Consider the following 696-nt stretch of genomic DNA (forward strand, 5'->3'; position numbering starts at 1 on the left):
AGATTTCAATGCAAACGATAATCAATATCAATTAAATTTGTTTGCGGTACACTCGCAGCATAAAGTCAGCTTCACAGTTGAATTGCTCTGCCTCGGTGAGTTGTAGTTTAAACTCTTCACTCGCCTTCCAAGCAAACGGCGTCATCTGTAGCAGGTCGAATGCATCTGACCCCGATAGTTCCATCATATAGTTTAGTTGCTCTTGATGCTCAAGCGTAAAACCTTCGATCACTTCTGGATCTTCGTCGTGCAAGCGAACGCCATCATAAATTGCATCACGCAGTTGATACAGGTGTCGGCTAGCTGGTGTCACGGTGATCACCACACCATTATCTTTGATGGTGCGTTGTAACTCTTCAGCCTTGCAAGGCGCGTAAATGCGTAGAATTCCGTCTAAGCTGTTTTCAGCAAAGGGTAGGCGATGGCTTGATGCAACTGAGAAGTCGACAGCAGGGTAGCGTTTAGCGGCGTATTTGATAGCAATCTTAGAAATGTCTAGGCCAAAAGTAGCCCCTTTCTTTTCTTGAAGATTCACAGCAATTTCGTTGGTGTAATAACCTTCGCCACAACCAATATCCAATAGGCTAGGCGTCTCTTCTGGTAGATAGCGAGAACACAACGTCACCACCGCTTGGCGCATTGGGTCATAGTGGTTACCTTCAAGGAAGCGACGACGTGCCTGCATCATCTCTTTGT

1 protein-coding gene is annotated in these 696 nt (G+C 46.0%); it reads right to left on the reverse strand.

Features of this window, described 5'->3' with window-relative positions:
• Positions 1 to 31: 31 nt before the first annotated feature.
• The coding region (gene rlmA, locus AB4512_RS20980; protein WP_372175565.1) for a 23S rRNA (guanine(745)-N(1))-methyltransferase at positions 32 to 696 on the reverse strand (665 nt) is incomplete at its 5' end.

The organism is Vibrio sp. 10N.222.52.B7 (assembly GCF_041474275.1).
Classification (GTDB): domain Bacteria; phylum Pseudomonadota; class Gammaproteobacteria; order Enterobacterales; family Vibrionaceae; genus Vibrio; species Vibrio crassostreae_C.